Genomic DNA, 9528 nt, shown 5'->3' on the forward strand with positions numbered 1-9528 from the left:
CCGACGGCCTCCTCGGCGAGCGGGGTGAACGGCCCGGCCGCCCGCCGCCACAACCGGGGCAGCAGGCCGGCCACCACGTCCACCGCCTCGTCGGCGGGCACCTCGTGCAGCGGTGAGCCGGGCCGGCACCGCTCCACCAGCAGCGCCCGCCGCTGCGGGTCGTGGGCGAGCAGCCGGACCGCCGCCTCGCCGTCCCAGTGCGCCAACGCGTCGGCCTCGTGCCGGCTGTCCGGGGCCGGGTACTGCAACTTCAGCACCGCCGGGGTGCCGTCGGGCAGGTCGGCCGGCATCGCCAGCGAGGCGAACGCGTACGGGAAGGGCGGCCCGAGCCGCAGCGACCACTGCTGCGCGCACTCGTCCCGCCACCGGGCCAGCGTGGCCAGCCACTCCCGCCCCTCCGGCGTCTGCCGCACCCACGACAACCCCGCCGGAATCTCCACCGACCCATTGTGGCGACCGTGAAGAGTTGTTGCTGCCCCGGCGACCACAGCTCGCCACGAACGAACGCGTCGAGCCGCCCGGAGAGGCGGGACGGTCAGGGACGCCAGCCGGCGGCGGTCAGCGCCGCGCGCAGTTGGGCCGCCACCTCGTCGGGGCGGTGGCGGACGTCGAAGGCGGTGAACCGCAGGATGCGGTCCCCGGAGATCCACACCCCGTTCTGCCGGCGCAGGTCGGCCGCCCACTGCCGGACGTCCATGTGGTGTGCGCCGTCGACCTCGACGTGCAGGCCCCACTGCCGCCAGTAGGCGTCCAGGTAACGCACGCGCCCGTCCGCGTCCCGCCGGCGTTCCTGCAACTCCGGGCGGGGCAGGCGATGGCGACGACAGAGCCGGACCAGATCGATCTCGGACAGTGCCTCTGCCCCGCCGGCCAGGTCGCCGATGGTCCGCCGGATCAGGGCCGCCCGGCGCAGTCGGGGCAACCGGCGGGCCACCGCGTCGAGTTCTCCAGGGGTGACCCGCCGCTGCTGGCAGCCGGCCGCCAGTACCGCCTGCGCATCGTCGTCGCCGCGCATCCACTGGGCGGCGTCGAGGAGCGACCTGGCCATCGTGGTGCGGTCCGGCCGGCCCCGCTGCCGGTCGTCGTCGGTGAGCTGCCGGGTCCGTCGTACCCGCACCGCCGGCATGCCGAGGGGCAGCCGACGCAGCAGGTCAGGGGCCTGCCGTTGGTACGGGATCAGCACGTCCACCGCTTCGTGCCACCAATGCCCGCGCAGGCCCCCCGCCTGCGCCGCCGCGAGACCAGCCAGGACGGCGTCGGTACCGGCGGCCAGCACTGCCACCCATCGTGCCTGGTCGACGGTCACCGGGCCACCGCCGGCCCGCAGGATGCCCCGGCACACCCGTTCCCACCGGCCGGTGGCCAGCAGGTGACGGACCCGGGAGGGGGTGAGTTCGGCGGTGGCCTGGGCCCAGCTCACCACTCCGGCCTGCGTGAAGAGCAACCAGTCGAGGGCGGCGGCATCGTCGCCAGGCATCCGCATCCGACGAGCAGACCATACTTTGTGGAGAGTTCTTGTCGCCCTGGCGACAAGAACTCTCCACAAAGTGACGCCTACCGGCGAGGCAGTGATACGGGGTGGTGGGTTTCAGCGGCCGAGGGCGTCGACGGCCTTGCGGGCGGCGATCAGCACCGGGTCCCAGACCGGCGCGTACGGCGGGGCGTAGCCGAGGTCGAGGGCGGTCATCTCGTCCACCGTCATCTCGTTCCACAGCGCCACGGCCAGCGCGTCGATCCGCTTCGCCGCCTCGGAACGGCCGACGATCTGCGCGCCGAGCAGCCGACCGGTGGGCCGCTCGGCGATCAGCTTGACCGTCATCGACTGGGCCCCCGGGTAGTAGCCGGCCCGGTTCGTCGACTCGGCGATCACCGAGACGAACTCGAACCCGGCCGCCGTGGCGTCACGCTCCCGCAGCCCGGTACGCCCCACCTCCAGGTCGCACACCTTCGTCACGGCGGTGCCGATCACCCCGGGGAAGGTGGCGTACCCGCCGCCGATGTTGATCCCGGCGACCCGGCCCTGCTTGTTGGCGTGGGTGCCGAGGGGGATGTGCACCGACATGCCGGTGACCCGGTGCAGGGTCTCCACACAGTCGCCGGCCGCCCAGACGCCGGGCGCCCCGGGCACCCGCATCCGCCGGTCCACCCGTACCCCGCCGGTGGGGCCGAGCGGGAGGCCGGCGGCGGCGGCGAGCGCGGTGTTGGGGCGTACCCCCAGGCCGAGGACCACGACGTCGGCCGGCACCGGGCCGGTCTGGGTGACCACCGCGGACACCCGGCCGTCGCGCTGCTCGACCCCGACGACCGTGACGCCGGTACGGATCTCGATGCCCAACCCGCGCATCGCCTCGGCGACCAGGGCGGCCATGTCCTCGTCGACCGTGGCCATCGGCTGCTCGGCCTGCTCGACCAGGGTGACGGCGAGCCCGCGCTGGATCAGCGCCTCGGCCATCTCCACCCCGACGTAGCCGCCACCGACCACCACCGCCCGTCGGGGCGTCGGCGTGCCGTCCAGCCAGGCACGCAGCGCCGCGCCGTCGTCCAGGGTCTGGATGCCGAAGATGCCGTCGACGTCGCCGGTCGCCCAGTCGGGCAGCTTCGGGACGGCGCCGGTGGCGAGCATCAGGGTGTCGAAGCGTTCGCGGACCTCGCCGCCGTCGTCGAGCCGGCGGGCGGTGACCTCCCGACGGTCGAGGTCGATGCCGGTGACCTCGGTCCGCAGCCGCACGTCGATGGCGAAGTCGTCCCGGAAGGTGGCCGGGTCACGGGCGATCAACGCGTCCCGCTCCTCGACCAGCCCGCTGATCCAGTACGGGATGCCGCACGCCGAGTACGACGTGAAGTGCCCCCGCTCGAACGCCACGATCTCCAGGTCGTCGACGCCCCGGCGGCGACGGGCCTGGGACGCCGCCGCCATGCCGGCGGCGTCCCCACCGACGACGACCAGCCGCTCTGTCACGACGCCCAGTCTTCCACGCGCGGGTCGCCCCCGGGCCGGCCAGCAGCACCCCGGCCAGCAGCACCCCGGCGGGTGGCCCGGCGGCCGTCGACCGGCCGGTCGCCGTCGTGCCGCCGGCCGGTGTCGGACCGGTCAGCCACGGGTCTGCCGGGCGACCTCGGCGACCACGTCCTCCAGCCGGCCCGAGCGGGCGAACACGGCCCGCTGCCGGGCCGCCCCGGTGCCGTGCCGGCGCAGCCCGGCCAGCAGTTCGGTCACCTCGGCCAGGTCGCCGTGCGCCTCCAGGGCGGGGCGGACCCGCTCGACCAGCCGGTCCACCAGCTCCCACGCCGGGCGCAGCTCGCCGTTGGCCAGGTCGACGCCGTCGCCCTCCAACCCGTCGTGGGCGGCCCGCCAGTGCGCGGCCACCAGCAGGTGGTGGTCGGTGTTCACCGGCGGACGGCCCGCCGCCACGTCGTCCATGGCGGTGGCGACCAGCGCCCGGACCAGTCCCGCGACCAGCACCGCGTCGTCGACCGACGGGCAGACGTCACCGATGCGGACCTCCACCGTCGGGTACTTCGCCGACAGCCGGGCGTACCAGTAGAGCATCCCCTCGTCGAGCATCACCCCGCTGGCGATCAACTGCCGGATCAGCCGCTCGTAGTGCTCGTACGACTCCAGGTAGGGGGTGGGCGCGACCGACGGCCAGCGTTCCCACTCGACGGAACGCCAGCTCGCGTAGCCGGTGTCGAACCCCTCGGAGAAGGGCGAGTTGGTGGTCATCGCGTGCAGCACCGGCAGCCACGACCGGATGTGGTTGAGCACCCGTACCCCCGTGTCCGGGTCGGGCACGCCGACGTGCACGTGCATGCCGTTGTTGCCGGGGCCGGGCACCAGCAGCCGGAACCGGGCGATCATCCGGTCGAAGCGGGGCTTGTCCACCACCGGCGGCACCGGTCCCGCCACCGGCCCGGTGCCGATCGCCAGCACCCGGACGCCGGCCCGCTCGGCCGCGTCGGCCAGCGCGCCGCGCAGCACGCCCAGCGAGTGCCGGATCGAACCCAGGTCCAACCCGGGCGGGCTGCCGATCTCGATCTGGCTGGTCTGGAACTCCCGCTCCACCTGCCCGCGCAGCTCGGCCGGCACCTGCGCCATGACCAGGTCGACGGCGGGCACCGCGGCACCGGTGTGCGGATCGACCAGGAGGAACTCCTCCTCCACGCCCACCGTGAGCCGGTCGGGCCCGGTCCGCTCCGGGGCCACCGCCCCGGCCGCCACCCCACTGGTCATCGCCATCACCGTCCGTCCACGTCCCGGTCGCGGCGGGTTCGCCACGCGCTGTCCGGCGCATTACCCAGAGTGGCCGGCGGAGAAAACGCGACACGGCGCGTCGTCGCGCCGGATGCTTACCATGGCCCGGTCCGCCGACCGGTGCCGAACCGCACCCCCGCCCCGACCGGGCGGGTCGGGGGCGGCGACGTGAGGGAGGTCAGGTGACCCCGACGACGGTGTCCCGGGTGACGCCCCCTTCGCCGGTCCGCCGGCCCGGTCACCCGGCCCGGCCACCCGAGCGGGACTGGCGGCGGCAGGTGCCCCGGATGTTCGCGGCGCTGCTGTGGTTCATCGCCGCGATCTGCGCGCTGGCGGCGGTCAGCAGCGCGGCCAACGCCGAGTTCCAGCCGATCCGGACCATGATCGACACGCTGCTGGTGCCGGCGCCGGCCAACCTGGCGTACGCGGTGTTCCTCGGCACCCTCGCCGCGGCGGTGCTGCGCCGCAAGCGGCTGGCGTACTGGGTGCTGGTCGTCTACTTCATCCTCAGCCTGGTCGTCGGCGTGCTGACCGGCCTGCTGCTGGTGACCGTCGGCGCGGACCAGCTCACCGACGACGCCGGCCGACGGCTGTTCAGCATGATCGAGACCGTCGGCGTCTGGGTGGGCATCGGCTTCGCCGCCGCCGCCCTGACCCTGCTGCTGGCCGCCCGGCGGGAGTTCTACGCCCGGGTCCGCAGCGGCAGCACCCGGCGTGCCCTCGGGGTGTTCTTCGGCCTCGCCGCGGCGGCCGTCGGGCTGGGCTACCTGCTGCTCACCGCCGTGCCCGGCAGCCTGCACAGCTGGCTGGACCGGATCGGGTACGCCATCGAGAAGGTCTTCGGCGGCGCGATCACCCTGGACGTCACCCGGCACGGCCAGGCCCCCGGCTGGGTCAACCTGCTGCTCGGCGGGATGGGCGCGGTCGCCTTCCTGGCCGGCCTGTTCACCCTGCTGCGCTCCCAGCGCGCCGCCGCCGTGCTGCACCCCGACGAGGAGCAACGCATCCGGGAGCTGCTGGCCCGCTACGGCGACCGGGACTCGCTCGGCTACTTCGCCACCCGGCGGGACAAGGCGGCGGTCTTCTCGGCCAGCGGCAAGGCGGCGCTGACCTACCGGGTGGTCAACGGGGTGAGCCTGGCCAGCGGCGACCCGGTCGGCGACCCGGAGGCGTGGGGTCCGGCCATCACCGCGTGGCTGGAACAGGCCCGGGAGTACGCCTGGACCCCGGCGGTGATGGGGGCCAGCGAGGCCGGCGCGCGCGCCTACCACCGGCACGGGCTGAAGGTGCTGCAACTGGGCGACGAGGCGATCCTGCTGGCCCGGGAGTTCGACCTGGGCGGGCGGGACATGCGCCCGGTCCGGCAGGCGGTCCACCGGGTCGAGCGGGCCGGCTACACCGCCGGGGTCCGCCGGCACGCCGACATCCCGCCGGACGAACTGGCCGACCTCGCCGCCCTGGCCACCCGCTGGCGGGACACCGAGCACGAACGCGGCTTCTCGATGGCGCTGGGCCGGCTCGGCGACCCGGCCGACGGTGACTGCGTGCTGGTCGAGGCCCGCGACGGCACCGGCCGGGTACGGGCGCTGCTGTCGCTGAGCCCGTGGGGCGGCAACGGGCTGTCGCTGGACCTGATGCGCCGGGACCGCACCGCCGAGAACGGGGTCACCGAGTTCATGGTGGCCGCGCTGCTCGGCGCGGCCCCCCGGCTGGGCGTCGAGCGGGTGTCGCTGAACTTCGCCGTGTTCCGGTCGGTGTTCGAGCAGGGTGCCCGGATCGGCGCCGGCCCGGTGATCCGGCTGTGGCGGCGTACGCTGCTGTTCTTCTCCCGCTGGTGGCAGTTGGAGTCGCTGTACCTGTCCAACGCCAAGTACCAGCCGCACTGGACGCCCCGCTACCTGTGCTTCGGCGAGCGGCGGGAACTGGCCCGGGTCGGGTTGGCCGCCGCCGTCGCGGAAGGCTTCGTGGCGTTGCCCGGCGGCCGGCCGTCCCCGCTGTACGGTGCGCCGCCGGCCGGTGGCGGGGTGGGGTTCGTGCCGCCGGACGCGGCCACCGTGCACGCGGTCAGCCCGGAGCCGGCGCACGAGCAGCTTCCCGAGCAGGTGCGGGTCCGGCGGGCGAAGCTGGACCGGCTGCGGGCGCAGGGCGTCGAGGCGTACCCGGTGGGGTGGCCGCGTACCGACGGGTGCGCGGCGGTGCGGGCCCGGCACGCCGGGCTGGCCCCGGACACCGGCACCGGGGAGACCGTCTCGGTGGCCGGGCGGGTGCTGCTGGTCCGCGACCACGGCCGGATCTGCTTCGTCACCGTCCGCGACGGCAGCGGTGACCTGCAACTGGTGCTGGAGAAGGAGCTGGACCGGTGGCGGTCCACCGTCGACATCGGCGACCACGTCGGCGCGACCGGCGAGGTGTACGCCACCCGGCGCGGCGAGGTGTCCGTCCGGGTGGCCGACTGGCGGCTCACCGCCAAGTGCCTGCGTCCGCTGCCGGACAAGCACCACGGCCTGGCCGACCCGGAGGCGCGGGTCCGCCGCCGCTACCTGGACCTGGCGACCAGCCCGCAGGCCCGGGAGCTGCTGCGGGCCCGCAGCGCCACCCTCACCAGCCTGCGGCGGACCCTGGTGTCCCGGGACTTCCTGGAGGTGGAGACGCCGATCCTGCAACGGGTGCACGGGGGTGCCAACGCCCGCCCGTTCGTCACCCACAGCAACGCCTACGACCTGCGGTTGACCCTGCGGATCGCCCCCGAGCTGTATCTGAAGCGGCTCGCCGTGGGCGGCGTCGAGCGGGTGTACGAGCTGGGCCGGGTGTTCCGCAACGAGGGCGTCGACTTCAGCCACAACCCGGAGTTCACCGTGCTGGAGGCGTACCAGGCGTACGCCGACTACCACGACATGCGGGAGCTGGCCCGGGAGCTGATCGTCGCGGCGGCGGTGGCGGTGCACGGGGCTCCACTGGCCCGTCGACCGGGCACCGGTGAACTGGTGGACATCGGCGGGCCCTGGCCGGTGCGTACGGTGCACGAGGCGGTTTCCGAGGCGCTCGGCGAGGAGGTGACCGTCGACACCGACACCGCCGCCCTGCGCCGCCGCGCCGATGCGGCCCGGGTGCCGTACGACCCGGGGTGGCAGCGCGCCGAGCTGCTGCTGGAGCTGTACGAGCGGCTGGTCGAGGCGCGTACCGACGTGCCCACGTTCTACCTGGACTTCCCGACCGACGTCTCCCCGTTGACCCGCCAGCACCGGGCCGACCCCCGGCTGGCCGAGCGGTGGGACCTGGTGGCGTTCGGGATGGAGCTGGGCACCGCGTACTCGGAGCTGGTCGACCCGACCGAGCAGCGGCGGCGGTTGACCGCCCAGTCGCTGAAGGCGGCCGGCGGTGACCCGGAGGCGATGGAGCTGGACGAGGACTTCCTCACCGCGCTGGAGTACGCGATGCCGCCGACCGGCGGTCTGGGGCTGGGCGTGGACCGGTTGGTGATGCTGCTGACCGGCCGGTCCATCCGGGAGACGCTGCCGTTCCCGATGGTCCGCGAGTCGTCGTGAACCGCCCCCGCCCGCACCGCGCCCCGGACCCGCCGGCCCGCCGTGGGGGCGACGGACGCCGGGCCGCCCGGACCGGGGCGGCGGTGGCGCTGGCGCTGGCGGCGGTCTGTTACGCCTCCTGGCTGCTCGCCCCGGTGTTCAACCCGGGGCTGCGGCCGGTGCAGAGCTACCTGAGCGAGCTGGCCGCCCGGGACCAGCCGTACCACCTGGTCTTCCAGCTCGGCGACGTGACGACCGGGCTGTGCGCGACGGTGGCCGGGCTGCTGCTGGCCCGGGTGGCCCGGGAGGTGCCCCGGCCGGCCTGGTGGGGGCTGCTGGTGTTCGGCGTGGCCACCGCCGTCGACGGCGGCTGGACCTCGATGGACTGCGCCCCCTCGATCGATGCCCGCTGCGCCCGGCTGGAGGAGCTGGGGGAGTTGTCCTGGCGGCACCAGGCGCACACGGTCACCTCCTCGGTGGCGGTGGCCGGCGCGCTGCTCAGCCTGGTGGCGGTCCTCGCCGTGCTGCGCGGCCCGGCCCGCCGCCGGGTGGGGCTGGCGGTGGCGGTGGTGCTGGCGGTCGGCACGGTCGGGACGCTGGTCGCCACGCTGCACCCCGAGTGGGGGCTGGGCCTGTGGCAGCGGGTCCAGCTCACCGGGCTGTCCGGCTGGCTGCTGCTCACCGCCGCCGTCGCCCGCCGGGGCCCCGGCCCGGAGCGTCCCCGGTGACCGGCCCGCCCACCGGCGACCCGGCGGCGCGGGCCGGCGGGCCGGGGGTGCTGCTCTGCCCGGGGATGGGGGAGGGGGCGGCGACCTGGGACCTGCTGGTGCCGTCGCTGACCGCCGCCGGGTACCGGGTGCGCCGGCTGGACCGGCCGGACGACGCCCGGGTGCCCACCCTCACCGCCGAACTGGCCCGCCTCGACGCGGCCGTGACCGGGCTGGACCGGCCGGTGCTGGTGGCGCACTCGGCGGCGGCGTTGCCCGCCGAGGCGTACGCCCGGCGGCATCCGGGGCGGCTCGCCGGCCTGGTGCTGGTGGACCCGAGCCTGGTGGACCCGGCCGGGGCGGCCCGGTGGCGGTGGTGGTCGGCGTGGACGGCCGGCACGGTGGCGGCCGGGGAGCCGGTGCTGGCCGGGGCGCTCGACCGGTCCGGTCTGGCCCGCCGGTGCGGCCCGGGGGCGTGGCGTCGGGCGGTGCGCCGGATGAGCGTCCGGCCGCCCGACCCGGCTCAGGCGGCGGCGTACGGCCGCGGGGCGGTGCTGGTCGGGGCGTTGGTGCAGTGGCTGGCGTACCCGGCGGTGGCGGCGGAGCTGGTGGCGTTGCGGGCGGTGACCGCAGCACCGACGTTGCCGGTGCGGGTGTTGACCGCGCTCGGCGACGTGCCCACCCCGGCCGGCCGGGCGGCCTGGCGGGCGGGACACGCGGCGTTGGCGGCGAGCTTCCCCGCTGGCCGGCAGGAGGTGTTCCGGGACGCCCGGCACCTGCTGCACGTCGACCGGCCGGGGACGGTGGCCGACGCCGTCGCGGCGGTCCGACGTGACAGCGGGTCCTAGGCTGGCGGGCGTGTCGGGGCTGCGGGTGGTGACGGGTCTGTGGGCGTACGCGCTCGTCGGGCTGACGCTGCTCGCGGACCGGCCGGGTGACCTGCTGGCCGGTGCTGCGGTGGCGGCCGCGTTGCTGCTCGTCGTCCTGCTGGCGGCCCGGCCCCGGTCGGCGTCCGGCCCCGGCACCGGGCGGCGGCGGGCGGTCG

General features: G+C 75.6%; 7 protein-coding genes and 1 pseudogene. 4 read left to right on the forward strand and 4 right to left on the reverse strand.

Annotated features, from left to right (window positions below; all coding sequences use genetic code 11):
- From H1A17_RS32035 to H1A17_RS32050, 4 genes are all read right to left on the reverse strand, one after another.
- A partial coding sequence (locus H1A17_RS32035) for an aminoglycoside phosphotransferase family protein (RefSeq protein WP_309236919.1) occupies positions 1–440 on the reverse strand: 440 nt, incomplete at its 3' end.
- 95 nt (positions 441–535) lie between these two features.
- On the reverse strand, positions 536–1477 hold the full coding sequence (locus tag H1A17_RS32040; RefSeq protein ID WP_194823627.1) for a hypothetical protein: 942 nt from the start codon (positions 1475–1477) through the stop codon (positions 536–538).
- A 111-nt stretch (positions 1478–1588) separates the two neighbouring features.
- Positions 1589–2959 carry an FAD-dependent oxidoreductase gene (locus tag H1A17_RS32045; protein WP_194823628.1) on the reverse strand — a complete coding sequence of 457 codons (1371 nt, stop codon included), beginning with the start codon at positions 2957–2959 and terminating at the stop codon, positions 1589–1591.
- Between the two features lie 132 nt (positions 2960–3091).
- The gene (locus tag H1A17_RS32050; RefSeq protein ID WP_194823629.1) at positions 3092–4231 is read right to left on the reverse strand and encodes a glutamate--cysteine ligase; all 1140 of its coding nucleotides are present in this window, start codon (positions 4229–4231) and stop codon (positions 3092–3094) included.
- Between the two features lie 203 nt (positions 4232–4434).
- Between H1A17_RS32050 and lysX the strand changes: the two genes are divergently transcribed.
- From lysX to H1A17_RS32070, 4 genes and pseudogenes are all read left to right on the forward strand, one after another.
- The gene (lysX, locus tag H1A17_RS32055) at positions 4435–7797 is read left to right on the forward strand and encodes a bifunctional lysylphosphatidylglycerol synthetase/lysine--tRNA ligase LysX (RefSeq protein WP_309236920.1); all 3363 of its coding nucleotides are present in this window, start codon (positions 4435–4437) and stop codon (positions 7795–7797) included.
- A complete protein-coding gene (locus tag H1A17_RS32060) occupies positions 7794–8504 on the forward strand; it encodes a DUF998 domain-containing protein (protein WP_194823630.1) in 711 nt (236 codons plus the stop codon). Before lysX ends, H1A17_RS32060 begins: the two co-directional genes overlap by 4 nt.
- Positions 8501–9331 (forward strand): alpha/beta fold hydrolase, encoded by an 831-nt coding sequence (locus H1A17_RS32065; RefSeq protein WP_145921493.1) that lies wholly within the window; start codon positions 8501–8503, stop codon positions 9329–9331. Before H1A17_RS32060 ends, H1A17_RS32065 begins: the two co-directional genes overlap by 4 nt.
- Before the next feature lie 10 nt (positions 9332–9341).
- A pseudogene (locus H1A17_RS32070) lies at positions 9342–9528 on the forward strand (hypothetical protein); the annotation flags it as partial.

Origin of the sequence: Micromonospora sp. S-DT3-3-22 (assembly GCF_015354745.1) — a bacterium.
Lineage (GTDB): Bacteria > Actinomycetota > Actinomycetes > Mycobacteriales > Micromonosporaceae > Micromonospora > Micromonospora wenchangensis.

Excerpts from the sequence above, each read along its gene's own strand:
- H1A17_RS32040 (WP_194823627.1), bottom strand. The coding sequence starts at position 1,477 with ATGCCTGGCGACGATGCCGCCGCCCTCGACTGGTTGCTCTTCACGCAG.
- H1A17_RS32050 (WP_194823629.1), bottom strand. The coding sequence starts at position 4,231 with ATGACCAGTGGGGTGGCGGCCGGGGCGGTGGCCCCGGAGCGGACCGGG.